Below are 22,892 nucleotides of genomic sequence, written 5' to 3'. Positions count from 1 at the left end.
GTCACTCGTCTTCGGCGCGCTCGATGCGCTGTCGCGCCTGCCGGAACAGGCCCCGAAGGGTCTTGGTCTCCCGACCGGTCGGCTGGGCACGCCCAAGCACCCGGCGGAACAGCCGTCGGGACTTGTGCTGTTTCTCTTCTGGGTGGCCGATAGCCCGCAGGAACCGGTCGAACTCCGCGTGCAGTCCCTCGACAGCCGGTTTCGCAGCGAGGGTGTGGAGTTCCTCGGGGTGCTGGGTCTCCGAGACGGTCAGGTCACGGAGTTCGTACAGGACGATGGTGGCCGCCTGGCCGAGGTTCAACACGGGATACGACGCGCTGGCCGGGATCGAACAGATCACGTCCAGCCGCGCGAGTTCGTCGTTCGAGAGCCCCACGCGCTCGCGGCCGAAGACGACGCAGATATCGCCCTCGACGCCCCGGAGTGAGTCAGCCAGATCGGCCGGCGTCGTCGCCGGATACCGGACGTGGTTGGCCGGGTCCTCGTTCGTCGTGGCCGTACAGGCGACGGTGTGGTAGTTCTCGGCGATCTCGTCGAACGTGACCGTCCGGGCGTTCGGGAGGATGTCGTCGCGGGCCTGCCCGGCGAAGCCGTACGCTTCGCCGTCGGGGTCGAGTTCCGGCGGGTCGACGAGCAGTAGTTCAGACAGGCCGAAGTTCTTCATCGACCGGGCGATTGTGCCGATGTTGCCCGGCGTCTCCGCGTCGACGACGGCGACCGAGATCATACGTCCAGATCGCTGAGGTCCATATCAATCGCGTCGAGGTCCTCCTCGTCCATCTGCTCGACTTCGTCTTCGAGCCCCGGAATCGCCTCGTCCCTGTCGGGTGCTTCCGGCAGCGCTGTCGGGTCCTCGTCGACGTGTTCGAGACCGACGTACCCCTCGGGGGCGCGGTTCCCGTCGGCGAACCACTCGTGGAAGGTCGAGGCCAGGTCCGTGTCGCCGGCGTAGGCCTCGCCGCCTTCCTCGCGGAACCAGTAGATGAAGTCCGTCTCGTGGTCCGAACAGACGACCACCTCGCCCATCGGCTCCCCGTAGATGGCGTCGGCGACGTTGCACTGTTCGATGTCCGCGTCGCCGTGAATCAGCCAGCAGGCGTCACAGGGGTCGACGACTCGCTCTGCAAGCACCAGCAGCCGCTGGCGGGTCTCCGGCTCCATCGTCTTGAGTGGCCGGACCCGCCCGTCCGATCCGAGCACGTCCTCGTCGAAGCGCCAGCCCCGTAGCCCGATATTGACCTTGCTCATACGCTGAAGTGGGGGAGTCCCGGACTAAAAGAGCGCGATATGGCGGTCGAGCCATGACTGGCCGTCCGCGTTCCACCGTCGTCCCGGAGCAATACGCGGGTACGACGGGCGGTTACACCTGCCACTCGTCCGAAACATACACTGTTCTAGTTAAATTTAACATCATTATTCCATCTATCCTTTCTGACCGGGGTTCAAATCAGGCAAAACTATCGGTCTCGCCCAAACATTTATACGTCATTAGCTTTTCTCCGTAAAAGAACACATGGAACGGCCCACGCGCCAGCGGGAGTCTGACCAGGAGGAACGCGAGGAGGAGTCCGAGAGCACGGGCCAGCAGACCTGTCCCGAGTGTGAGTCGGAGTCCATATCCAGCGACGGCGGTGGTGAACTCGTCTGCGAGGACTGTGGCCTCGTCATCGAGGACGAGAACATCGACCGCGGGCCGGAGTGGCGGGCGTTCAATCACTCCGAACGCCAGTCCAAGTCACGCGTCGGAGCCCCCACGACCCAGACGATGCACGACAAGGGGCTGACCACACAGATCGACTGGAAGGACAAGGACGCCTACGGTCGGTCGCTCTCCTCGGAGAAGCGGAGCCAGATGCACCGCCTCCGGAAGTGGCAGGAACGCATCCGAACCAAAGACGCCGGCGAACGGAACCTGCAGTTCGCGCTGTCGGAGATCGACCGCATGGCCAGCGCACTCGGCGTCCCGCGGTCGGTCCGGGAAGTCGCCTCGGTCATCTACCGACGGGCACTCAACGAGGACCTCATCCGCGGACGCTCCATCGAGGGTGTCGCCACCGCCTGCCTGTATGCGGCCTGTCGACAGGAAGGCATCCCCCGCAGTCTGGAGGAAGTCTCGGACGTGTCCCGGGTCGAACAGAAAGAGATCGGGCGGACGTACCGCTACGTCGCCCAGGAACTCGAACTGAAGATGGAGCCGGTCGACCCCAAGCAGTACGTGCCACGCTTCGCTTCCGAACTGGAACTCTCCGAGGAGGTCCAGTCCAAGGCCAACGAGATTATCGACACCACCGCCGAACAGGGCCTGCTCTCGGGCAAGTCGCCCACTGGCTATGCCGCCGCGGCCATCTACGCCGCCTCGCTGCTGTGCAACGAGAAGAAGACCCAGCGCGAGGTCGCTGACGTGGCCCAGGTGACGGAGGTCACCATCCGGAACCGGTATCAAGAGCAGATCGAAGCGATGGGCATCCACTGACTGGTCGCTCCCGCCGCGTTTTTGTGCGATAGTACATCCGTCGGTCGCAACACGAATACGGGCACGACCGACACAGGCAGTGTGCAGAACTATCTGTCTGGACGCGATACCCTAGGTATGCCTATCTCTCCGTCACAGAAACGGATCGCACTTCTTGTTATCGGCCTGATTATTCTCTTTGCCCCGGCGCTGTTCGTTGTCGCCACGCTCGAGTTTCTCATTCTCTCCGGTGACCTCGCGCTCAACGAGATCTCGCTCCTCGAGTTCCTCGAACTGTATCTCATCGACCTGGTGCTGTTTGTCGTACTCGGCTACGGCGTCTACCGGCTGACGTTCTGGCTCATCGAGAACCAGCTTCCGGACGCACTCGAGAGCCTGGATGAAACTGAGACGGCCGACGCGACCGAGGAATCAGAGACCGCTGGAACCGTGAGTGAAGACAGGTCCTGACTGCCATTCGTTGCTGTCGCAATAAAACAGCGCGTAGTGAATTACTCGTAATGTCGTGGCCGCTCCCTGCTCACGGCTCCTTCTGTCGCCGTTCGCACTAACGAGGGCCGCTCCCTACGGTCGCGCCCCTCGCTAATCTCCTGCAGTTGCCACCATCTCGTCGTCGGTATCGCTGACTGTCCCGAGGTTCATCATCGCCAGCAGCGCGATGACGCCAAAGCCGACCTTCGTGACTACGTCAAGGTAGACGATAACGAGCGACGCCGTCTCCACGTCCATCAGTCCCAGCCCCGCCGCGCCGACCAGCCAGACGACCGGATACACCAGCCAGAGGACGACGACGAAGTTCCGGAGCGTGCGGTACAGGCTCATCTCCACGTCCGAGAGCGTCGACTCAGCGGCTGCCGCGACGTTCCGATAGAGGAGGTAGATGACGCCGCCGAACAGCGTCGCACCGACCGCGAACAGCCCGTAGCTGATCGGCGACGGCGTGACCGCGCCGGCGAAGCCAAAGACGATAGTCAACGCCTGCAGGACGACGAGTTTCACCGTGTCCTCCCGGCTCGCGCCGGCGAGCAGCGCCAGGAACAGGACGTTGATCGGGGTCGTCAACAGCCAGTCGGCGTAGCGGATCACGTACACCGCGTGGCCCTCGCTCTGAATCGAGCCAAAGCCCATCGCCATCAGTGCGTAAGCGACGATGGCGATACCCGGAATCGCGATCAACAGCAGGTATCGCTTTCGCGTCTCTTCGGGAACGAGCGTGTAGCCGTACGCCAGCACGGCCGTCCCGAGCAGTTCGCCCAGTAGTCCCAGCGTGAACCAGGTGGTTATCGTTGCCATTGTTAGTCGTCCCCCACCGCGGCCGTGCTGTCGGTGTCCGTCCCAGCCGAGTTTTCGACGGTGAAGCGGTCCAGAAGCGATTCGAGATCGTTAGCCCGCTGTCGGAGTTCCGTCGCGGAGTCCGACACTTCGTCGATAGACGCCGACTGGTCCTGTGCCGCGCCAGCCACCGTATCCGCCTCCGTCGCGGTCTGCTGACTGATCGTCGTCAGGTCGTCGATGGTCCCCATCACGTCCTGTGCGGTCCGGGCCTGCTCCTCGGTCGCCCGGTCGATCTCCTGAATGCCGGTGTCGACCTCTTCCGTGTACTCCACAATCGTCTCCAGCGCGTCGACGGTCTCCTCGACCGTGGCGACGCCTTCGGTGATCCGGGTACTGGTCGACTCCATCGTCTCGACGGTGTCGCCGGCCTGCTCCTGAATGCCTTCGATGCGTTGTTCGATGTCGGCGGCGGCCTCCTTGGTCTCCTCCGCGAGGCCCTTGATCTCGTCGGCAACGACGGCGAACCCTTCGCCGTCCCCGTCGGCGTGTGCCGCTTCGATGGACGCGTTCAGCGCGAGCATGTTCGTCTGCTCGACGATGCTCGTGATGACGCCGACGATCTCGCCGATCTCGTCGAGTTCGTCGTCGAGTGCGTTGATCTCCGCAACGGTCTCGCCGGTCTCGTCCTCGATGGCGCTCATCTCCGCGATGGCCTCCTGTGCGGCTTCGCGGCCGTCCTCACCGACCTCCGCGGCCGACTGGGAGGTGGTCGCGACCTGCTGTGCTGAGGAGGCGACTTGCTGTGCGGTCGCCGAGAGGTTCTGCATCTCGGCGGCGGCCGATTCGAGCCCCTCGTTTTGCTCGGTCGTCCCTTCGAAAATCTCGTTGATCGACTTCGACACCTGCTTGCTGGCCTGGTCGACCCGCTCCGCGTTCGAATTGACACGGTCGCTGGACTGGATGACGTTCGTCGCGAACGCCTTCATGTCGGCGATGGTGTCTTCGAGTGCATCCAGCGTCGTGTTGATGTCCTCGCCGACCTCGGCCATCGCGTCGTTCATACTGTCCGTGTCCACGCGGGCGGTCAGGTCGCCGTTGGCAGCGGCCTCGAGCGCGTCGCTGTACTGCTGGGCCTTGAGTTCGAGGTGGCCGGTCAGGGCCTCCATCTCGTTGCGCTCGGACTCGACTTCCTCGCGGGCCGTCTCGGCCTGCTCCTTCGCTTGCTCGGCCTCCTCGCGGGCGGTTTCGGCCTCAGAGATCTGTGTGCGGAGGTTCGTCCGCATGTTGTCGAAAGCCCCGTACAGCGTTCCGAACTCGTCTTCACGGGAGGTCTCCAGGTCGATGTCGAGGTCGCCGTCGGCCATCGCTTCGGCTTTGGCGGAGAGCCGCCGGAGCGAGGCAATCGTGTTTCCGCCGATTGTGACCCCGATGAGGCCGAGGTTGACGACGGCGAGCAGAATGAGGCCGATGAGGTCGGAGTTGATCTGGTCGCTCAAGGCGTACGCGACCGCCGGGTCCGAGTGGACCATGACGACCCAGTCCTGGGATTCCAGGTGGGTGAGCCCCATCAGCATACTGTCTGTCTCGTGGAAGGAACTCTGTCCGGGTTCGAGCGTCCCGAGCGGATCCGACTCCATCTGCGAGATCGGTGCCGTCGCGCCGATCATCGACGTGTTTGGATGGGAGACGAACTCGCCGTCAGTGCCGACGACCGTGGTAAATGACCCCTCGCGCTGGTTCGAGATCTGGTCGGCCTTCTGGCGGAGGTCGATCATGTACACGAGCGCTCGGTTGTCCGCCCCTGGAATCGGGGATACAACGGCGATAATCGGGTTCTCGACGAGCGAGACCGAGAACGGCTCCGTCACGTGCGTGTCGTCGGGACTGTCGAACTGCGGCGGATTCGTGGCGAACGGGGCCCCCTGGTCTGCGGCGTTCACGCCGATGAACTCCCGGTTCGAACTGGCCCGGATCTCGTTCGTTTCGGTGTCGAGATAGTGTACCGCGACGACACCGGGCGGCAACTCCTCGTTCGTCCGTAACTGTTCCAGTCGTTGCTGTTTCTCCGTGGCCGTCCCCTCGGTAAATACGGGGAGTCGCGACGTTGACCGGACGTTCCGCCGCGATGTCGTCAGCCAGTCATCTAACTGTGCGGCCTGTGTCTCTGACAGTGCCGTGATGTCGTCCGTCACGTCTTCCTCCAGCGTCGCGGACGCCTGCACGCTTGTCAGGACACCGACTGCGATAATGACGAGTATCGCAAACGAAAGCGCCACACCGAGTCTGGCAGCGTAACTGCCGGCAATAACACTCGGGAGCGGCGAGTCCCTATCTGGTTCCATCAGCCAATGGTACGGAAAGACGCTAATAAAGCGTTGTTCCGCAATTCTCATGCCTGATAAGCGATACGGCTATCGTCGATACCGGACTCCTTCAGCGCGACACACGCCGATTGTTCGGGTCGTTCTGAAGGCACATTCAGTCGGGTCTCGGCGTGGTCCCGTGGGGAAAGGTTTTGCCGACACCACGTGACCCATATCCCAATGCGCGCTGTACGATTCCACGAGTACGGCGGGGCGGACGTGCTCCGCGTCGACGATGTCGAACGACCCACACCAGGTCCCGAGGAGGTCCTGCTCGAAGTAACGGCCGCGGCGGTCAACCCGGTCGATACGTACTTCCGAACCGGCGACTACGAACCGGGCGAACTACCCTGGACGCCCGGCTCCGACTGTGCCGGGACCGTCGCTGCGACCGGCGAAAGCGTGGCCGACTTCGCCGAGGGCGACCGGGCGTTCGCGACCGGGCTTGGCAATTGGCTCCAGGGGACCTGTGCGGAGTACGTCACTGTCCCCGAGTCGCATCTGGCCCACCTCCCCGAAGGGGTGTCCGCCGAGGCGGGCGCAGCCGTCGCCCTCGTCGGCGTCACTGCCTGGCAGACGCTTGTTGACGCCTGCTCGCTGGAGCCGGCCGAGCGGGCGCTGATTCACGGCGGTAGCGGCGGCGTCGGCCACGTCGCGGTCCAGTTAGCCGCGGCGAACGGAGCCCGGGTCACCACGACCGCGTCGCCGACCTACCACAGCCAACTGGCCGACCTCGGCGCGGACGACGTGTTCGATTACAGCCGGGACGACCTCGCCGATGCGGTGGTCGACGCTGGCGCGCCGGACGTGATTCTCGACCACCGGCTCGACGACTACCTCGCGTTCGACGCCGAAGTGGCCGCCCAGGGCGCTCGGATCGCTGCCATCGGCAACACCGACCTCGCGGCGACTTTCGAGAACGTCCCGCGGTGCCGGGCGAAGGCCCTCAGCGTCCACCACGTCTCGATGTTCAACACGCCCGAGTTCGGCGCGGTGCTTGACCGGCTTGCCACGCTCATGGCCGACGACGAGCTAACGCCGGTTGTCGCCCGGCGCTACGACCTCGATGCGGTCGCCCAGGCACACGACGACGTGCTGACCGACAGCTTCCTCGGCAAACTCGTCGTCACGCCGTAGCACGGTCGGTCTGAATCGCTCCCTGCTGGTGTTCGAAACCCCGCCCCCGACGATCGGAAACGGACCTTTATCGGCGTGCTATTCGTTGACACGTGTATGTCAGTCGAGTTTGACTTCGACGGCGAGGTAGCACTGGTCACCGGCGTTGGCGGGGCGCTGGGCAGCGCGGTCGCAAACGCCTTTCTCGAGGCCGGCACGACTGTTTGTGGCAGCGACATCATCGAGCCGAACACGGAGGACTTCCTGCTGGCCGAGCCCGACCGCGTGGATTTCCACCAGGCGGACTTCAGCGACGAGGACGACGTTGCCGCGACCATCGACGCAGTTATTGACGAACACGGGCGGCTGGACTACCTGCTGAACATCGCCGGGACCTGGCGCGGCGGCACACCGATCCACGAGACGGACGCGGACACGTTCGATTTCCTGTTCGACGTGAACCTGAAGACGATGTTCCTGGCGTCGAAACACGCCGTGCCGCACCTGCAGGAGACGGAGGGTGCCATCGTCTCTGTTTCCGCGCGGTCGTCGCTGGAAGGCGGCGAGGGCGACGGGATCTACCGTGCGTCGAAGGCCGGCGTCCGACTGCTGACAGAGACTATCGCGGCAGAAAACTCCGGGTCAGTGCGAGCTAACGCCGTGATGCCGAGCGTCATCGACACGCCGATGAACCGCGAGATGATGCCCGACTCCGACTTCGAAAAGTGGGTCGATCCGAACGAGATCGCGGCCGTGCTGTTGTTCCTCTGTTCGGACGCCGCGACGGCCACGAGCGGCGCGGCAGTGCCAGTGTACGGCGAAGCCTGACCCCGAGAGTCAGTCCGCTCTGTCCAGTCGCACTGTGACCGTCGCGCCGTCATCGTCATCCGCGCCGAATTCGAGTGTGCCGCCGTAGGCCTCGACGACCCACTTGGACAGCCACAGCCCCAGCCCGTTGCTGTGGGTTAGCTGTGTCACCGCTTGCTCGCCGCTGATCAGGTCGCGCTCGCTCTCCGGAATGCCGGGGCCGTCGTCGCTGACCGACACCGTGACCGACTTCGGTTCAGCCGCGACGTGGATGGCCACGGTCGCCGGGTCGCCGCCGTGGACCAGCGCATTCTCCATCAGTTCGCTGAACGCGATTGTGAGCGGCTCGCCGGCCAGCGCACGGGCGTTCTCGTCAGCGTTCACGTTCATTGTGGCATCGGGAAACTGCGGTCGCAGTTCCGTGACGCTCTCCTCGATGAGAGTGGCGAGGGCCACCGGCTCGCGGGAGACTTCATCCGTTTCGATGAGGTCGGTCACCGTCTCGACCTGACTATCGATCTCGGCGAGGTCGGACCCCACCGTTCGTACGCGGTCCCCGATGTCGTCCACGTCCGGGTTCGGAGTGCCGGCGAGTGCGTCCCCAAGCCCGAGCAACACCTGTGCGCTGTGTTTCAGGTCGTGGCGGATGAGGCGGTTCATCACGGTCGATTTCTCCCGCTGGCGCGCGAGGTTTCGCGCCCGTATCCGCCGGACATCGTTCACACCGATGAGAACGTGTGCCGTGGCGCTGACGCCGACGATGATCGTCCCGCTGAACAGTGGTGCGAGGAGCGTCCCCCCGCTCGACCGCTGATAGAGCAGAATCAGGATCAGCACGGCCGACGTTGCGACGATGCCAAGAAGGTTCCAGCCGGCGACTCTGAGCACGTGTTTCGTGCGGAGATCGCTGCGGAGGAGGACACCGCTACCCGCCAAAAAACCGAGACCGATCAGCAGGCCAAACACCGCGATCACCGTCTCGACGAGGCCGTTCGTGACGCCGACCAACTGCCGTACCGACACCAGCCCCAGCCCCCCGCCGGTCAGCGTAAGCGTCCCACACCCGAGAATACGTTTCGTAGTCACGTGTACCCTCTGTCGGGAAACGACCGGCAAAAAGGTATCACCGCGATTCTCTCAGTTGATACTGTTCGGGTTCGAAGGGGACGTTTTCCCGCCGGTACCACCGACTGGTACTGCGGCCGAGAATCACGGTGGTTTTATTCGCCAAAGGAATATCCGGCGGCACAATGAGTGACAGAGAGACGTGGGCGTCACGGCTCGGGTTCATCCTCGCAGCCATCGGTAGCGCAGTCGGGCTCGGAAACATCTGGCAGTTCCCGTTCAAGACCGCGACGAACGGCGGTGCGGTGTTCCTGGTGTTCTATCTCGCGGCCGTGTTGCTCATCGGCTTCCCGGCGATGCTGGCGGAGTTCGTCATCGGACGGCGGACGAACCGGAATGCCGTCGACGCGTTCGCCGAACTCGGTTTCAAGCAGTGGCGGGTCGTCGGTGGCCTGGGTGTCTTTACGGGCTTCTGGATTCTCTCGTATTACAACGTCGTCGGGGGGTGGGTCATGCGGTATATCCTCGGCAGCGCGACGGGCGCATACTTCGGCAACTCCGCGGAGTACTTCGGCGCAATCTCCAGTGGTCCAGCGGCCGTCGCCGGGCAGGCGCTGTTCCTGCTGATCTGTGTCGGCATTGTCGCTGTGGGTGTCGAGAACGGTATCGAGAAGGCGACGAAGGTGATGGTCCCCAGCATCGTCATCCTCATGCTCGGGATGGCGGCCTGGGTCACCACGCTCGACGGGGCAGGGGCTGGCTACAGCTACTTCCTCTCGCCGGACTTTTCGACGCTTGCGGCGAACGCCGGCGATCTGATCCCGTTCGCCGTCGGACAGGCGTTTTTCACCCTCTCGCTGGGAATGGCGGCCATGATCACCTACTCCTCGTACATCGGTGACGACGAGAGCCTCCCGGTTGATGGGGGCATCATCGTCGTGACGAACACGCTCGTCGGTGTGCTTGCGGGGCTCGTCGTGTTCCCGATTCTCTTTGCCATCGGCGTCAGTCCCGACACCAGTGGCCCATCAGCGATATTCGTCGCCATGGCGTCGGCGTTCGCACAGCTCCCGGCGGGACGGCTCCTCGGCGTGGTGTTCTTCGGCGTCGTCCTCATCGCCGCGATATCCTCTGCGATCAGCCTGCTGGAAGTTGTCGTCTCCTACGGCGTTGACAACACGTCGTACTCGCGAGTCTCACTGGCAGCACTGCTCGGGGTTGGGCTGTTCATTCTGGGTCTGCCGTCGGCCTGGAACCTGGCGTGGTTCGGCTGGTTCGACACACTCGCGTACAAGCTGTTCCTCCCGCTGTCGGTGCTACTCATCCTGGTGTTCGTCGGCTGGGTCCTCTCCTCGAACGCAGTTGCTGAACTGCGGCAGGGAACGGGCGGACTCCGGGCGTTCGGTCCGACCTGGCTCTGGATGGTCCGGACGGTGGTTATCCTCGGCGTCCTCCTGACGCTGGCACTCGGACTGCAGACACTGTTCCTCACTGAGGACCCCGCAATCATCCCGCCGATATAGACGGCGTCCAGCAGTCAATATATCCGGGCATCGTTCAGACCGCTTTCAGCAGCCACACAGTAGCGTACTGGTTTCAGTTCGCCTCGCCCTGTGTAACCTCAAAGATCTCGTCCGCAGTGAGTCCGTGGGCTTCTTCGTGAACTTTCTCACCCGCTTCTTTGCTCGGACCTTCAAACAGACAGAAGACGGCACCTTCGTCCTCGTCGACCCAGTAGTTCAGGTATTTTACACCGTGTTTGTCTTGTGCTTCAACGTCTTTCTCGTGAGCCTGAACAACGTCTTCGACGGTGGCGTCAACATCTCTGTGGACATCCATATACAGTGGCATAGCACGTAGCGATACAACCGGAGGTGTGTTAGTACACCAACAATTTCACGCGACGCCGGCTACTGATTAACTGAGTTACAGCCCATGAACACGCTTCGCAAGACCGACCGGTATGTTGTGATCCACAGTGGGATACTGTTTTTCTGTGCTGGCAGTTTCAAATCGGGGGCAGCACAGGGCTGTGACGCCAACAGCCCGTCTCAGTCGGACTCGAAACCACGCGATTCGCCCGCGAGTCCAAACCCGTCCGTCGCGGCGTCAGTCTCGTCGGTCCCGGCCGAAAGCAGCGCGCGGACATCGACCGATTCGCTGCCGAGTACTGCGAAGCCGGCGAAGATAGTCAGGAAGCCCGCGACCGCCGTCGAGGTGATGGTCTCCCCGAGCAGCGCCCAGCCGCCCAGCGTCGACACGACGGGGACCACGTAGAAGATGAGGTTGGCCTGGATTGCACCGGTCGTGTCGAGCAGGCCGAAGTAGGCGATGTAGGCGACCGCACCGGCGAAGATGCCGACGTACAGCAGGGCCGCTATCGCGGTCGGTGACCAGACTGCCGTGGCCGCCGATTCGCCCGTGCCGACGCTCAAGGCGTGACAGAGGACGGCCGCGACGGGGAGCGCCCACGCCGTCCGGACCGTGCTCGACAGGCCGCCGTCGGACCATCGAATGAGGACGCTGCCCAGCGCCGCACTGGTCGCGCCGGCGAACAGGACGAGTTTGCCGATGCCACCGCTGAGGAGCATCGCCGGGTCGGGGCTGACGACGAGGCCGACGCCGAGCAAGCCGATAATCATGCCGAGGCCGCCACGGGCCGAAAGCCGCTCGTCGGAGAGCAGAATGGCGGCGAAAACCGGCGTCAGAATCGGGTTGAGACTAAAGACGATGGCGGCGACAGCGCTGGTGGCGGACTGCTGGCCCACGAACATCAGCGCGTTCGCGAGACCGATGGCGAACAGGCCCGTCGAGAGGATCCCTAGCACGTCGCCGCGGGTCCGCGGAAGCAGGTCAGCCCGGGATCGGGTCACGACGACGTAGCCGAGGAGGACGACGGCGGCGATATCGAATCGCAGGGCGACGAACAGCAGCGGCGGGAGATACGACAGCCCTGCTTTCGCCCCGACGAACGTCCCGCCGAACAGGACGCCGGCGACCGCAGCGAAGGCGAGCGTGCGGCGCGAAATCATGCCGCCACCTCGTGTGTAATTTCTGAAACGACTGCACAGCCGACAGAGAGAACGCGTGAAAGAACCTGAGTCATCGTACTCTACGGTACGGGATCGGGGTTTATAGGAGCGTTTAGAAAATCTTACATAACGCGAAAGGACCGAATACCCGTGGCGGATATTCACGGTGTGAAACTATTTCACACTGCGAAAGCGCTTTAGGACACAGTCTCAAAGGAGGCGGTATGGAATCGGCGCTCGAAGAGATCGAGTTCCTCGCGCTCTCGTCGAACCGGGTCGAAGTGCTACGGCTCCTGGCGGCGGAGCCACACTCACGCGGGGAGCTCGCGGCCGAAACCGGCGCGTCGCAGGCGACGCTCGGCCGCATTATCGCGGACTTCGAGAATCGGTCGTGGATTCGCCGGACGGGCGGCGAGTATGTCGCGACGGCGACGGGTCACATCGTCGCCGACGGATTCACTGACCTGCTAGATATCCTCGAAACCGAGCGGGGCCTGCGGGATATCGTTCAGTACCTCCCGACCGACGCGATGGACTTCGACCTCCGCCATCTGGCCGATGCCACGATCACCGTCCCGAGCCAGACGCGCCCGAACGCGCCGGTCCAGCGGCTGCTGGACCTGCTGCGGGACGCCGAGAAAGTCCAGACCTTCTCCCATGCGTTCAACGACCAGACGATACGCGTCGTTCAGGAGCGGGTGGCCGCCGGCGACCAGCAGTTCTCGGGTGTGTTCTCCCCCGGCGCGATAGACGCGCTGACGGCGGACGACCGGCTCCGAAGCCGGCTCGAATCGCTGCGTGCCGAACCGAACGCGTCGTTCCGGGTTCGGCCCGAGGGCGTGCCGCTCGCGGTGATGATCGCCGACGACGTGGTCCACATGCTGCTGCGGGACGACAGCGGCGTTCTACAGGCGTCGCTCGATACGACTGCCCCGGCCGTCCGCGAGTGGGCGACCGAGACGTTCGACACGTACTGGGAGTCCGCGGAGCCGCTGTCGGCTGACGGGTCGCTGTGACGCCTCGCGGTATCGAGCGACTGTATTCCGCTATTCCCGTAGAAAACAGCTCAGCGGCGGTTACCGGACCAGATACGGGTCCTCGCCCGGCATGAACCGCCCGAGGTCCGCCTCGCGGCGGTAGTCCGTCTCAAGCAGCGCGGTCAGTGCGTCGACGAGAGCGTCTTCGTCGTCGTCGGTCCACTCCGCGGGTTCTTTGATTGGGTAGACGAGCCAGCCGCTCCCGACGACCTCCGTGGCGTGGCGGGCGTCCATGTCTATGGACTCGGTCGGCTCCGATGTCGCGTTCGCGAACACGTGTCGCGTTGCACGCTCGCCGACGGGCAGCAGTACGTGAGCGGTGATCGCTCGAAGCTCCGTATCGAACAGCGGCTCGAACTCGTCGTAGTCCGCCTCAGTCGGCGGCTCGCCGCCGCACATGTACAGGTACGACAGGTACGTCTTCTCGACGGTCGGCGGGTCGCCGGCTTCGCTCAGGAGCCCGGCTCTGACGAGCGCGCGCTGGAGCCGCTCGCCCGCGGCGTTGCCGGTAAACGGGACACCGGATGTAGCGCCGCCGTGGACGCCCGGATGGTCACCGATGACGTGGAAATGGGCGTTGGCGTCGCCGTACCCCGGCACGAACGGCTCACACGGGGCGTCGAAGCCGAAGGGGTTGTGCTGGCGGGCCGTGACGTTCTTCACGCGCGACAGCAGCAGGCCGGCGGTCAAAACTCCGCCGGTTTCGGCTGTCGAATACGGCAAATAATGGTTAAGTTTGATAACGCTTTTCTCGGATGCCCGCAAGGAGTCGGATATGCTCCGGTCCGGGAGAAGTGATATCGCGTGAGCCACGATGACCGTGTCGAGGACCTTCGAGAACGAAAAGCAGCGGCCGAGCGGGGCGGCGGTGAGGAGCGGATCGAGGCCCAGCACGACCGCGGGAAACTCACCGCCCGCGAGCGCATCGACTACTTCCTCGACGACGACACCTTCGTCGAGATCGATTCGCTCCGGGAACACCGCTCGACGAACTTCGACATGGACGAGAAGAAAGTACCGGGCGACGGCGTCGTCGTCGGCTACGGCAAGGTCGACGGCCGCCAGGTGTACGTCTTCGCACACGACTTCACCGTTTTCGGCGGCTCGCTGGGCGAAGCCTTCGCACAGAAAGTCTGTAAGGTGATGGACAAGGCCATCGAGACGGGCGCGCCCATCATCGGTCTGAACGACTCCGCCGGCGCGCGGATTCAGGAGGGGATCGACTCGCTGGCGGGCTACGCGGACATCTTCCACCGCAATCAGCAGGCCAGCGGCGTCGTCCCACAGATTTCGGCGATCATGGGGCCGTGTGCCGGGGGCGCAGTGTACTCCCCGTCGATCACGGACTTCATCTACATGGTCGAGGAGACCAGTCACATGTTCATCACCGGGCCGGATGTCATCGAAACGGTCACCGGTGAGGAGGTCGGCTTCGACGAACTCGGCGGTGCGAAGACCCACGCCTCCGAGTCCGGCGTCGCCCACTTCACGGCCGCCGACGAGAAGGAGGCGATAGACGACATCCGCTACCTCCTCTCGTATCTCCCCCAGAACAACGTCGAAGACCCGCCCCGCGTCGAGCCCTGGGACGACCCCGAGCGCCGGGACGAAGAACTGAAGACGGCCGTCCCGGACGCGCCACAGAAGCCCTACGACATGACGGACGTGGTCGGCCGCATCGTCGACGAAGACTCCTTCTTCGAGGTCGCCGAGGACTTCGCGCGTAACATCGTCATCGGGTTCGCCCGCATGGACGGCCACAGCGTCGGCGTCGTCGGCAACCAGCCGCGGGTCAACGCGGGGACGCTCGATATCAACGCCTCGCGGAAGGGCGCGCGCTTCGTCCGGTTCTGTGACGCGTTCAACATCCCGATTCTCACGTTCGTCGACGTGCCCGGGTTCATGCCCGGCAAAGACCAGGAGCGCAACGCCATCATCAACCACGGCGCGAAGCTCCTGTACGCCTACTCCGAGGCCACCGTCCCGCTGGTGACCGTCATCACGCGGAAAGCCTACGGCGGGGCCTACGACGTGATGGCGTCGAAGCACATCGGCGCGGACATGAACTACGCCTGGCCCACCGCCGAAATCGCCGTGATGGGGCCACAGGGCGCGGTCAACGTCCTCTACGACGACGAACTGGAGGACGCCGACGACGTGGAGGCCCGCCGGCAGCAACTCATTGACGAGTACCGCGACGCCTTCGCCAATCCCTACACGGCGGCCGAGCGCGGCTTCGTCGACGACGTTATCGAGCCCCAGGAGACCCGCCCGCGACTCATCGACGACCTCGACCTCCTGCGGGGGAAACGCAAAGAGCAGCCCGACCGCAAGCACGGGAACATCCCACTGTGACGATGGCGGCTGATACAGACTCGGCGGTCGACGCCGAACTGGTCGCGGAAATCGCCGCACAGCTCGATGACGCCTCGACGGACGAGGCGGCCGCCATTGCTGTCGCCGTCGGCGCACACCTCACCGACCGCCAGCGCGCGGCCGCAGCAGCGGCGGCGGCCGCCGCAGCGGACGACGGGGACTCCTGGGACGGCAAGCAGTGGTCGTTCTCCGGCCGTGTCGAGGCCACGCAAAAGCGGTCCGTCCGGGTCCGCTCCGACGCGCCGACCGACCCCTGGAGCGCCGCCGGTCGCACTGAGCGGTTCTGACCGCGGACAGTTCCATCGCGGGTCCGCCGCCGACGCCGTGGCTTGATTCCCCGATGTGCCCCTTACTAGCATGATTATATATGTAAGATTGGCCGCTATCTGCGCATAGTTTTATGGGCCGACTCTCAGTATGACGGCGTATGTTCGATAAGGTGCTCGTCGCTAATCGTGGGGAGATAGCGGTGCGCGTGATGCGCGCATGCGAGGAGTTGGGCATCGGCACAGTGGCCGTCTATTCCGACGCCGACAAGCATTCCGGGCACGTCCGGTATGCGGACGAGGCGTACAACGTCGGTCCGGCCCGTGCCGCCGACTCCTATCTCGACCAGGAAGCGATTATCGACGCTGCCAAGCAGGCCGATGCCGACGCCATCCACCCTGGGTACGGCTTCCTCGCGGAGAACGCAGACTTCGCGGAGCGCGTCCAGGAGACGGACGGCGTCACCTGGGTCGGCCCCGAAAGCGAGTCGATGGAGGCACTGGGCGAGAAGACGAAGGCCCGCAAGATCATGCAGTCGGCCGACGTGCCCATCGTCCCGGGAACGACCGACCCGGTCGAGGACCCCGAGGAGGTCGTCGAGTTCGGCGAGGAGAACGGCTTCCCGGTGGCCATCAAGGCCGAAGGTGGCGGCGGCGGCCGCGGGATGAAGATCGTCCACGACCCCGAGGAAGCCGAGGAGCAACTCGAAAGCGCGAAGCGGGAGGGCGAGGCGTACTTCTCGAACGACTCCGTCTATCTGGAGCGCTATCTGGAGAACCCCCGACACATCGAGGTCCAGATCATCGCCGACCACCACGGCAACGTCCGGCATCTGGGCGAGCGTGACTGCTCGCTCCAGCGCCGCCATCAGAAGGTCATCGAGGAGGGACCGTCTCCCGCGTTGAACGATGCCCTCCGCGAGAAAATCGGCGACTCCGCCCGCCGCGGCGTCCGCGAGTCGGGCTACTACAACGCCGGGACCGTCGAGTTCCTCGTCGAGGAGGATACCGAGCGGGAACCCGGGGAACTGCTCGGCGAGGACGCGAACTTCTACTTCCTCGAAGTGAACACCCGGATTCAGGTCGAGCACTGCGTCACCGAGGAGATCACCGACATCGACATCGTCAAGTGGCAACTGCGGGTGGCGATGGATGAGGAGATCACCTTCGCACAGGACGACGTGGAGATCGAGGGCCACGCGATGGAGTTCCGGATCAACGCCGAGAACGCAGCCAACGACTTCGCGCCCGCCACCGGTGGCAGCCTCGACACCTACGACCCGCCGGGCGGGATCGGCGTCCGCCTCGACGACGCGCTCCGGCAGGGTGATGACCTCGTCACCGACTACGACTCGATGATCGCGAAGCTCATCACCTACGGCGGGGACCGCGAGGAGTGTATCGAGCGCGGGAAGCGGGCGCTCAAGGACTTCGACATCGAGGGGATTCCGACCGTCGTCCCGTTCCACCGCCTGATGCTCACCGACGAGAAGTTCGTCGGCGGCACGCACACCACGAAGTACCTCGACGAGCAACTCGACCGCACGCGCGTCGAGGAGGCGCAGGAGAAGTGGGGCACCGTCACCGAGTCCGACGGCGACGACGATGAGGAGGTCGTCGAGCGGGAGTTCACCGTCGAGGTCAACGGCAAGCGCTTCCAGGTCGATCTCGAAGAGCGTGGCGCGCCGCCCATCAACGTCGGCGACGTGGACGCCGAGGGCGGAAATCAGCCACAGCGGCCACAGAGCGGCGGTAGCTCTGACAGCGGGGGCGGCAGTGCCTCCACTGCTGAGGGTCAGGAAGTCGCCGCGGAGATGCAGGGTACGATTCTGGAGGTCAACGTCGAGGAAGGCGACGAGGTGGAGGCCGGCGACGTGCTGTGCGTGCTGGAAGCGATGAAGATGGAAAACGACATCGTTGCCGAGCGCGGCGGCACGATCAACGACGTGGCCGTCAGCGAGGGCGAGTCCGTCGACATGGGCGACCTGCTCTTTGTGATTGGATGAGTTAGAGAGGGCACCGCGTCGTCTCGCTGTCTGCAGACGCCTTTTATTCTGGCCGGTCGAAGCCGTGCGTATGAACGAGACGCGTCACCGGGTGCTCGATGCGCTTGCGGACGGTCCCGTATCGGGGCCAGCCCTTGCCGACGAACTGGATATCTCCCGCTCTGCGGTCTGGAAACACGTGGAAGCGCTCCGCGACGAAGGGTTCGAAATCGGGAGCGGCGACGCGGGCTACGCCCTGGAATCGGTTCCGGAGTTCGGGGCGAGTGCGGTCGAATACGGTCTAGACGCCCCGTTTGCCATCGAGTACCACGACAGCATCCCGAGCACGAACGCACGCGCCCGGGACCTGGCGGCCGAGGGTGCGTCAGACCTCGTGGTGCTGGCCGACGAGCAGACCGGGGGCCGGGGCCGACTCGACCGCGACTGGCACTCGCCCAGCGGCGGGGTCTGGCTCTCGGTGCTGTTCCGGCCCGACGTGCCGATGGCCCACGCACCAGTGTTCACGCTCGCGGCGGCCGTCGCGGTAACGCGTGCAGCCCGCGAGGCCGGCGTCGAGGCCGGTATCAAGTGGCCCAACGACGTGCTCGTCCGTCACGGCGACGCGGAGCGAAAACTGGTCGGGATTCTCACCGAGATGGAAGGCGAGGCCGACCGCGTCTCGTGGGTCGTCGTCGGCATCGGCGTCAACGCCAACGTCGACCCTGGCGACCTGCCCGAGGAAGCGAATCCGACGAGTCTCTCGGCTGAGCGCGGCGAACCGGTCGACCGTCGGCTGTTCACCCAGCGGCTGCTGGAGGAATTCGACGCGCTGCGACAGGACCCCGAGAGCGTGCTCGACGCCTGGCGTGAGTACGCGACGACGCTGGGAAAACAGGTCCGGGTCGAGACTCCATCGAGAACCATCGAGGGCGAAGCGGTCGACATCCAGTTCCCCGGTTCGCTCGTCGTCGAGACAGAATCCGGTACCGAGATCGTGTCAGCGGGCGATTGCGAGCATCTCCGGCCGCTCACGGAGTGAGAACGCCGACGCAATTAGACGACTCACTGGGGGACGCCCGCGGGCTGTTCGTCTTCCGGCACGTCCTCCGGCGTCGTCTCGACCGGAACGGTGACGACCGGGACGTGGGCCGACCGAACGACACGCTCGGCGACGCTCCCCAGCAGCAGACGGTCGATGCCGCCGCGGCCGTGGGTCCCCATCACGATGAGGTCGCAGTCGTGCTGACTCGCGTAGTTGACGATCTCCCGGCTCGGACTCCCCTCGGCCGTGGCTCGGGTGAGGGTCACATCGTCATCAATGAGTCGCCTCGCCATGTCCAGTGCCTGCTCGCCCTCGCGGTGGAGCGACTGAGTGACGTTCTCCCACGTCGGCTCGTTCGGGAGCGTCGAGAACCGGCCGGTGTCGATGACGTACAGCCCGTGTATTTCGCTTCCGTGGGCCGTTGCGAGCGACTCAGCGTGTTCGAGTACGTCTCGGATCCCCGCCGAGCCGTCTGTCGGCACCAGTATTCTGTCGTACATACTGTCCTATTGACCGGCCGAGCGCATAGTAGTTTGGCAAACGATAGCACACAACAGGAGACGTGGAGAGCCGGCTCAATTCAACTCTCTATCCCGTTCGAATCCGGCAGTGGTGTCGTCGGTCGACTGGTCGTCGAGGGTTCGTTCGAGCCGTCGTTCGAGTTCGGCTTCGGTTATCTCACCGTTGGCGTAGCGTTCGGAGAGCCGTTCGACGGGGTCTGTTTCGTCAGTGCTGGTCACGCCAGCTCCGCCGGTACTCTGCATCTGAGACACGTCGGTGGCCGACGCTGTTTCCTCGTCCCCGCCGATAGCCCTCGACGCCAGCCAGTACACGGCGTAGCCGAGAGCCGCCATGACGCCAATGGTAGCGGCCAGGGAGACGATGCCGAACAGGAGGCCGATCAGGCCCCACACCAGTTCGAACACGAAACTCACGACGGTGAGGACAACGATCAGCGAAACGACCCCTAACAGGCCGTACAGCAGCACTTTGAGCGGTGTACTCAGGGCGCGGTCGGTGGTGGAGGGCATCACCCAGGGGTACTGTTCTCGCAGTGATAAGAATTACTCCGCCTGCGGATAGATGACCCGACGAACGTCGGCCGACCCAGCGCGACGGACCACGGCCCGGACCGGATTTCGCGCCCCGGAGAGGTTGTCCGAGTCCCCGTCGAGCACCAGCAGGCGCGCCGGCTGTCCGGTCTCGATGAGGCCGCCGCCGAGGCCCGCGATCTCGGCCCCGTTGACGGTCGCCATCCGCAACACTTCGCGGGCCGAGAGGTCGTACAGCTTCGCGGTGAACTCCATCTCGCGGAACATCGAGGGACTGTTGAGCATGACGTTGTCCGTCCCGAGCGCGACCGTCGTCCGGTCGGCCAGTTCCTCGACCGGCGGGCGGCCAACGTCGGTGACGATGTTCGACCGGGGGCAGACGACGACGGGAAGTTCGCTGTCGGCGACCCGTTCGAGATGCAAGGGCTTGGCGTGAACCATGTGGACGAGGAAATCCGGGTCCAGATCGAGCGCGGGATTGATATCGGAGCTGTCGACCTCGCCGGCGTGGATACCGAACAGCTTTCCGGCTTCTCTGGTGGCGCGTCGCTCCGCCCCGAACTCGCTGTCGTTGGCTCCGCTTGCACCGAAGCCGTCGGCCTGCTCCATTGCATCGGTCGTCTCGCGTCCGAGAATCACGCTTTCGAGGTCCGACCCGGCCAGCGCGTCCTGTATCGCGCGGACGCCCTCGACGCCGCCCTCCCGGAACTCGATGAACGCGCCGGTGCCGGCCTGCGCCATGAACGACAGCGACCGCGCCATCGCGGCCACCAGTTCGTCACGGCTGGCGTCCCGGAGCAGTCGGTGTTTCAGGCCGTCCGGCGGCGCGACCAGTTCCTCCAGCGAGAGCCCCTCACCGGCCTCTTTGGCAATTGAATCGCCGATGTGAGTGTGGGCGTTGACGAACGACGGCGCGATGATGTCGTCGCTGTCGACCGCAGCCTCCTCGACAGCGGTTATCTCCCCGTCCTCGACGACGACGCAGCCCTCGACAGCCTCGAACGACCGCCCCGTCAGAATCGTCCCTTCGAGAATCATACTCCCTGTTCGCCCGTTCTCTCAGTTAAATTCATCGAGGGTCGCATGGATGCCCGACCGTACGTCCCGGACTCTGGCCCCGTCGAGGTCGAGCCCCAGTTCGCGGATGGCCGCCGCACCGACCCGCTCGCTCTCGGATTCCGGGGCGTAGACGCCGAGCCGCCACTGGTCACGCTGGGCGGCGCGGATGGCGTTGACGAGCGTCGACTGCTCGCCGAGCCGGCGGACCTCGCCGTTGACGAGGACGCGGCTGCTCGATTCGGTCATCGACGGTTCGGGTGGAATGTCGAGGATGACGGCGTCGCTGTCGACGTTCGCCTCGTCGGCGATGGCCCGCTCCATGGTCCCGACTGCGTCGTGGTCGGCCGCCAGAATCTCGTCGGGCACGGCCTGTCGCTCGGCCCAGACGGCGCGCTTGTAGAGGTCCCGCTGGCTCAGCCGTCGGGCGTACGCCGTCGTCGCATCGCACTGCCGGAGCGCTACGAGCAGGTCGCTGTCGTCCCACCGGCGAAGCGTCTCGGCCGTCGTATCCGTCGCCGCGAGCAGTTCCTCCGTCCCCCGGCGCAGCATCGACTTGGCGATGCGGGCGACGTGGTGCTGGTAGACGGTGGGGTTCATCAGCGCCCGCGCCAGCAACAGCGACTCGGCGGTCTGGACGTTCCCCTCGTCCAGGACGAGTTCGCCGTCGACGAAACTCAGTTCCCGTATCAGCCGCTCGTGGTCGATGGTTCCGTAGGGTACGCCCGTGTGGTGGGCGTCACGAACCAGGTAATCCATCCGGTCCACGTCCAGTTCGCCGGAGACGAGCTGGCCCAGTTCGCCCTCGCCCGCGACGAGGCCGGCCACGCGGTCGGGGTTGAGGCCGTGGTCCGAGAGGACCCGTGCGACCGGGCCGTCTCCGAGGAGTTCGTCCACGTCGTCGTGGTACTTCCCCGTCCGGCGGTGGATGAGTGCCTCGACGTTGTGGCTGTACGGCGAGTGCCCGACATCGTGGAGAAGCGCCGCCGCGCGGACCCGTTCGGCCTGCTGGCCCTCGATGCCGAGATGGGACAGCGCCCGGTCCGCGAGGTGGTACACTCCCAGCGAGTGCTCGAATCTGGTGTGGTTCGCCGAGGGGTAGACGAGCGTCACCGTCCCGAGCTGTGAGATGTGTCTGAGCCGCTGGACCGGCGGCGTATCGAGCAACGCCGCCGCGACGCCCTGGACCTCGATGTGGTCGTGGACGCTGTCCTTGATTGTGGTCATTGCCGTGGCCTACGGCGGCGGCCGGCAAAATCGTTCGCCACCGGACGCGCTGAGAGAGCGGTCGCCTATCGGGGCACCCAGCCGTAGATGTGGTTCAGCATGACGTAGGTGACGAGCCCGAGAAAGAGGCTCAGTCCCCAGGCGGAGACCGCGATGCGGCCCACGCGGGCGTGGATTGTCTCCCGGAGTTCGGCCGGGGAGTGGGTCAGTCCGAGGACGACGGCGTGGACGACGACGGGTACGGACACCGCGGACAGCAGGATGTGGACCGCAAGCATCACGATGTACGCCGTCCAGACGAAGCCCTCGGCGACGATCTCCTTCTCGAAGCCGCCGCCGACCTTGAGGATGTACAGGACCAGAAACGCCATGATGAGGGCGAAGGCGGACAGCATCGCCGTGCGGTGTTTCTGTACCTGGTCGTTTTTGATGAAGTAGACGCCGGCGACGATTGCCAGCAGTGCGATGCTGTTGACGACGGCGATTGCGTCACCCAGCAGGATGACGGTGTCCCGCGAGAACTCCGGCAGCGGTAACACGCCGCCGAACGCGCCGAACACGAGGGCGTAGCCAACGACCGAGACGACAGCGGTGACGAGCCGCGGGCGAGCGCGGGCACGCGACTGGAGTGTGTCTGCGACGGCCATACTCGGACTCCGGCCCGGAGCGGTAACTGTGTTCTGAAACGGGTGAGAACGACAGGCGGATTGCGATAAGGGC

23 protein-coding genes are annotated in these 22,892 nt (G+C 64.7%); 10 read left to right on the top strand and 13 right to left on the bottom strand.

What is annotated here, in order from left to right:
• Nucleotide 1 precedes the first annotated feature (1 nt).
• Together NDI54_RS12735 and NDI54_RS12730 are read right to left on the bottom strand one after the other, a co-directional pair.
• Nucleotides 2-727, bottom strand: a complete 726-nt coding sequence (locus NDI54_RS12735) for an RNA methyltransferase (protein ID WP_310896813.1) — start codon at nt 725-727, stop codon at nt 2-4.
• Nucleotides 724-1,248 carry a hypothetical protein gene (locus NDI54_RS12730; RefSeq protein ID WP_310896812.1) on the bottom strand — a complete coding sequence of 175 codons (525 nt, stop codon included), beginning with the start codon at nt 1,246-1,248 and terminating at the stop codon, nt 724-726. The genes NDI54_RS12735 and NDI54_RS12730 overlap by 4 nt, the downstream gene beginning before the upstream one ends.
• 265 nt (nt 1,249-1,513) lie before the next feature.
• Between NDI54_RS12730 and NDI54_RS12725 the strand changes: the two genes are divergently transcribed.
• Together NDI54_RS12725 and NDI54_RS12720 are read left to right on the top strand one after the other, a co-directional pair.
• Nucleotides 1,514-2,473: a transcription initiation factor IIB gene (locus tag NDI54_RS12725; protein WP_310896811.1), complete on the top strand. Its 960-nt coding sequence runs from the start codon at nt 1,514-1,516 to the stop codon at nt 2,471-2,473.
• Nucleotides 2,474-2,590: 117 nt separating this feature from the next.
• A complete protein-coding gene (locus NDI54_RS12720) occupies nt 2,591-2,923 on the top strand; it encodes a hypothetical protein (RefSeq protein ID WP_310896810.1) in 333 nt (110 codons plus the stop codon).
• A gap of 132 nt (nt 2,924-3,055) precedes the next feature.
• On the opposite strand, the gene sop2 is transcribed toward NDI54_RS12720, so the two are convergent.
• Together sop2 and NDI54_RS12710 are read right to left on the bottom strand one after the other, a co-directional pair.
• Nucleotides 3,056-3,766: a sensory rhodopsin II gene (gene sop2, locus NDI54_RS12715; RefSeq protein ID WP_310896809.1), complete on the bottom strand. Its 711-nt coding sequence runs from the start codon at nt 3,764-3,766 to the stop codon at nt 3,056-3,058.
• Nucleotides 3,767-3,768: 2 nt separating this feature from the next.
• Nucleotides 3,769-6,024 carry a methyl-accepting chemotaxis protein gene (locus tag NDI54_RS12710; protein ID WP_310896882.1) on the bottom strand — a complete coding sequence of 752 codons (2,256 nt, stop codon included), beginning with the start codon at nt 6,022-6,024 and terminating at the stop codon, nt 3,769-3,771.
• 267 nt (nt 6,025-6,291) lie between these two features.
• On the opposite strand from NDI54_RS12710, the gene NDI54_RS12705 reads away from it, so the two are divergent.
• Together NDI54_RS12705 and NDI54_RS12700 are read left to right on the top strand one after the other, a co-directional pair.
• A complete protein-coding gene (locus NDI54_RS12705; protein ID WP_310896808.1) occupies nt 6,292-7,248 on the top strand; it encodes an NADPH:quinone reductase in 957 nt (318 codons plus the stop codon).
• Nucleotides 7,249-7,344: 96 nt separating this feature from the next.
• Complete coding sequence (locus tag NDI54_RS12700; protein WP_310896807.1) at nt 7,345-8,055, top strand: SDR family oxidoreductase; 711 nt, start codon at nt 7,345-7,347, stop codon at nt 8,053-8,055.
• Nucleotides 8,056-8,064: 9 nt separating this feature from the next.
• On the opposite strand, the gene NDI54_RS12695 is transcribed toward NDI54_RS12700, so the two are convergent.
• Nucleotides 8,065-9,120 (bottom strand): sensor histidine kinase, encoded by a 1,056-nt coding sequence (locus tag NDI54_RS12695; RefSeq protein WP_310896806.1) that lies wholly within the window; start codon nt 9,118-9,120, stop codon nt 8,065-8,067.
• 164 nt (nt 9,121-9,284) lie between these two features.
• On the opposite strand from NDI54_RS12695, the gene NDI54_RS12690 reads away from it, so the two are divergent.
• The gene (locus tag NDI54_RS12690; RefSeq protein WP_310896805.1) at nt 9,285-10,622 is read left to right on the top strand and encodes a sodium-dependent transporter; all 1,338 of its coding nucleotides are present in this window, start codon (nt 9,285-9,287) and stop codon (nt 10,620-10,622) included.
• Nucleotides 10,623-10,695: 73 nt separating this feature from the next.
• Here NDI54_RS12690 and NDI54_RS12685 read toward each other — a convergent pair whose 3' ends face one another.
• On the bottom strand, nt 10,696-10,938 hold the full coding sequence (locus NDI54_RS12685) for a DUF4242 domain-containing protein (protein ID WP_310896804.1): 243 nt from the start codon (nt 10,936-10,938) through the stop codon (nt 10,696-10,698).
• 212 nt (nt 10,939-11,150) lie between these two features.
• Complete coding sequence (locus tag NDI54_RS12680; RefSeq protein ID WP_310896803.1) at nt 11,151-12,131, bottom strand: DMT family transporter; 981 nt, start codon at nt 12,129-12,131, stop codon at nt 11,151-11,153.
• 224 nt (nt 12,132-12,355) lie between these two features.
• Here NDI54_RS12680 and NDI54_RS12675 point away from each other — a divergent pair, with 224 nt between their 5' ends.
• Nucleotides 12,356-13,147, top strand: a complete 792-nt coding sequence (locus NDI54_RS12675; protein WP_310896802.1) for a helix-turn-helix transcriptional regulator — start codon at nt 12,356-12,358, stop codon at nt 13,145-13,147.
• A gap of 60 nt (nt 13,148-13,207) precedes the next feature.
• Here the strand turns inward: NDI54_RS12675 and NDI54_RS12670 are convergent, their stop codons facing one another.
• Entirely contained in the window at nt 13,208-13,831 is a 624-nt protein-coding gene (locus NDI54_RS12670) for a uracil-DNA glycosylase family protein (RefSeq protein ID WP_310896801.1), read from the bottom strand.
• 141 nt (nt 13,832-13,972) lie between these two features.
• Between NDI54_RS12670 and NDI54_RS12665 the strand changes: the two genes are divergently transcribed.
• The 4 genes from NDI54_RS12665 to NDI54_RS12650 all read left to right on the top strand — a co-directional run bounded on the left by NDI54_RS12665 (nt 13,973) and on the right by NDI54_RS12650 (nt 18,834).
• Nucleotides 13,973-15,523: an acyl-CoA carboxylase subunit beta gene (locus NDI54_RS12665; protein ID WP_310896800.1), complete on the top strand. Its 1,551-nt coding sequence runs from the start codon at nt 13,973-13,975 to the stop codon at nt 15,521-15,523.
• A 2-nt stretch (nt 15,524-15,525) separates the two neighbouring features.
• Nucleotides 15,526-15,831: a hypothetical protein gene (locus NDI54_RS12660; protein ID WP_064288302.1), complete on the top strand. Its 306-nt coding sequence runs from the start codon at nt 15,526-15,528 to the stop codon at nt 15,829-15,831.
• A 140-nt stretch (nt 15,832-15,971) separates the two neighbouring features.
• A complete protein-coding gene (locus tag NDI54_RS12655; RefSeq protein ID WP_310896799.1) occupies nt 15,972-17,816 on the top strand; it encodes an acetyl-CoA carboxylase biotin carboxylase subunit in 1,845 nt (614 codons plus the stop codon).
• A gap of 70 nt (nt 17,817-17,886) precedes the next feature.
• The gene (locus tag NDI54_RS12650; protein WP_310896798.1) at nt 17,887-18,834 is read left to right on the top strand and encodes a biotin--[acetyl-CoA-carboxylase] ligase; all 948 of its coding nucleotides are present in this window, start codon (nt 17,887-17,889) and stop codon (nt 18,832-18,834) included.
• A gap of 23 nt (nt 18,835-18,857) precedes the next feature.
• Here NDI54_RS12650 and NDI54_RS12645 read toward each other — a convergent pair whose 3' ends face one another.
• The 5 genes from NDI54_RS12645 to NDI54_RS12625 form a co-directional block, all read right to left on the bottom strand.
• Nucleotides 18,858-19,337: a universal stress protein gene (locus tag NDI54_RS12645; protein WP_310896797.1), complete on the bottom strand. Its 480-nt coding sequence runs from the start codon at nt 19,335-19,337 to the stop codon at nt 18,858-18,860.
• A gap of 75 nt (nt 19,338-19,412) precedes the next feature.
• Nucleotides 19,413-19,868, bottom strand: coding sequence for an SHOCT domain-containing protein (locus tag NDI54_RS12640; protein ID WP_310896796.1), 456 nt, complete (start codon nt 19,866-19,868; stop codon nt 19,413-19,415).
• A 33-nt stretch (nt 19,869-19,901) separates the two neighbouring features.
• On the bottom strand, nt 19,902-20,927 hold the full coding sequence (locus NDI54_RS12635; RefSeq protein WP_310896795.1) for an amidohydrolase family protein: 1,026 nt from the start codon (nt 20,925-20,927) through the stop codon (nt 19,902-19,904).
• 21 nt (nt 20,928-20,948) lie between these two features.
• Nucleotides 20,949-22,172: an HD domain-containing protein gene (locus tag NDI54_RS12630; protein ID WP_310896794.1), complete on the bottom strand. Its 1,224-nt coding sequence runs from the start codon at nt 22,170-22,172 to the stop codon at nt 20,949-20,951.
• 65 nt (nt 22,173-22,237) lie between these two features.
• The gene (locus NDI54_RS12625; RefSeq protein ID WP_310896793.1) at nt 22,238-22,819 is read right to left on the bottom strand and encodes a DUF420 domain-containing protein; all 582 of its coding nucleotides are present in this window, start codon (nt 22,817-22,819) and stop codon (nt 22,238-22,240) included.
• Nucleotides 22,820-22,892: the final 73 nt, after the last annotated feature.

The sequence above is a fragment of the Haloarcula terrestris genome (assembly GCF_031624315.1).
GTDB lineage: Archaea > Halobacteriota > Halobacteria > Halobacteriales > Haloarculaceae > Haloarcula > Haloarcula terrestris.
The sequence above is the reverse complement of the archived record's forward strand: the minus strand, read 5'-3'. Positions and strand labels throughout refer to the sequence as shown.

What these genes read in the sequence shown, in the direction of transcription:
- NDI54_RS12735 (WP_310896813.1), bottom strand. Translation starts at nt 727, where the DNA reads ATGATCTCGGTCGCCGTCGTCGACGCGGAGACGCCGGGCAACATCGGC.
- NDI54_RS12730 (WP_310896812.1), bottom strand. Translation starts at nt 1,248, where the DNA reads ATGAGCAAGGTCAATATCGGGCTACGGGGCTGGCGCTTCGACGAGGAC.
- NDI54_RS12725 (WP_310896811.1), top strand. Translation starts at nt 1,514, where the DNA reads ATGGAACGGCCCACGCGCCAGCGGGAGTCTGACCAGGAGGAACGCGAG.
- NDI54_RS12720 (WP_310896810.1), top strand. Translation starts at nt 2,591, where the DNA reads ATGCCTATCTCTCCGTCACAGAAACGGATCGCACTTCTTGTTATCGGC.
- sop2 (WP_310896809.1), bottom strand. Translation starts at nt 3,766, where the DNA reads ATGGCAACGATAACCACCTGGTTCACGCTGGGACTACTGGGCGAACTG.
- NDI54_RS12705 (WP_310896808.1), top strand. Translation starts at nt 6,292, where the DNA reads ATGCGCGCTGTACGATTCCACGAGTACGGCGGGGCGGACGTGCTCCGC.
- NDI54_RS12700 (WP_310896807.1), top strand. Translation starts at nt 7,345, where the DNA reads ATGTCAGTCGAGTTTGACTTCGACGGCGAGGTAGCACTGGTCACCGGC.
- NDI54_RS12690 (WP_310896805.1), top strand. Translation starts at nt 9,285, where the DNA reads ATGAGTGACAGAGAGACGTGGGCGTCACGGCTCGGGTTCATCCTCGCA.
- NDI54_RS12685 (WP_310896804.1), bottom strand. Translation starts at nt 10,938, where the DNA reads ATGGATGTCCACAGAGATGTTGACGCCACCGTCGAAGACGTTGTTCAG.
- NDI54_RS12680 (WP_310896803.1), bottom strand. Translation starts at nt 12,131, where the DNA reads ATGATTTCGCGCCGCACGCTCGCCTTCGCTGCGGTCGCCGGCGTCCTG.
- NDI54_RS12675 (WP_310896802.1), top strand. Translation starts at nt 12,356, where the DNA reads ATGGAATCGGCGCTCGAAGAGATCGAGTTCCTCGCGCTCTCGTCGAAC.
- NDI54_RS12660 (WP_064288302.1), top strand. Translation starts at nt 15,526, where the DNA reads ATGGCGGCTGATACAGACTCGGCGGTCGACGCCGAACTGGTCGCGGAA.
- NDI54_RS12655 (WP_310896799.1), top strand. Translation starts at nt 15,972, where the DNA reads ATGTTCGATAAGGTGCTCGTCGCTAATCGTGGGGAGATAGCGGTGCGC.
- NDI54_RS12650 (WP_310896798.1), top strand. Translation starts at nt 17,887, where the DNA reads ATGAACGAGACGCGTCACCGGGTGCTCGATGCGCTTGCGGACGGTCCC.
- NDI54_RS12645 (WP_310896797.1), bottom strand. Translation starts at nt 19,337, where the DNA reads ATGTACGACAGAATACTGGTGCCGACAGACGGCTCGGCGGGGATCCGA.
- NDI54_RS12640 (WP_310896796.1), bottom strand. Translation starts at nt 19,868, where the DNA reads ATGCCCTCCACCACCGACCGCGCCCTGAGTACACCGCTCAAAGTGCTG.
- NDI54_RS12635 (WP_310896795.1), bottom strand. Translation starts at nt 20,927, where the DNA reads ATGATTCTCGAAGGGACGATTCTGACGGGGCGGTCGTTCGAGGCTGTC.
- NDI54_RS12630 (WP_310896794.1), bottom strand. Translation starts at nt 22,172, where the DNA reads ATGACCACAATCAAGGACAGCGTCCACGACCACATCGAGGTCCAGGGC.
- NDI54_RS12625 (WP_310896793.1), bottom strand. Translation starts at nt 22,819, where the DNA reads ATGGCCGTCGCAGACACACTCCAGTCGCGTGCCCGCGCTCGCCCGCGG.